A 468-nucleotide genomic window follows, 5' to 3' on the forward strand; every position below is an offset into this window, starting at 1 on the left:
AAGGGACACGCGCGATGCTCGTTGAAATACAAGCTCTCGTCACGCCAACGCATTTCCATAACCCAAGACGCATGGCTACAGGGATTGACCACAATAGACTATCACTACTCATGGCAGTATTAGAAAAATCTGAAGGCCTACTCATGCAGCAACACGACGCATATATAAAAGTCGCGGGTGGCGTTAAACTCGATGAGCCAGCGGTTGACCTTGCTGTGATTATGGCAATCGCTTCGAGCTTTAAAAATATAAGCGTACGAGGCGATACGTGTTTCATCGGAGAAGTCGGTTTAACAGGTGAAATTAGACGCGTTACTAAAATCGAACAACGCTTACAAGAAGCGGCGAAGCTAGGGTTTAACCGAGCGATTATCCCAGCGTCAAATTTAGCAGGACTAGCTCCTGTAGATATTGAAGTTGTCGGTGCAAGAACATTAAAAGATGCAATGAAAGAAATTTACAAATAGA

The 468-nt window shown here is 44.4% G+C and carries 1 pseudogene; it reads left to right on the forward strand.

Annotation, left to right across the window (positions count from 1 at the left end):
* Nucleotides 1-113 precede the first annotated feature (113 nt).
* A pseudogene (locus tag HMPREF3029_RS09755) lies at nucleotides 114-395 on the forward strand (magnesium chelatase domain-containing protein); the annotation flags it as partial.
* Nucleotides 396-468: the final 73 nt, after the last annotated feature.

This window comes from Nosocomiicoccus sp. HMSC059G07 (assembly GCF_001815515.1).
GTDB classification, from domain to species: domain Bacteria; phylum Bacillota; class Bacilli; order Staphylococcales; family Salinicoccaceae; genus Nosocomiicoccus; species Nosocomiicoccus ampullae_A.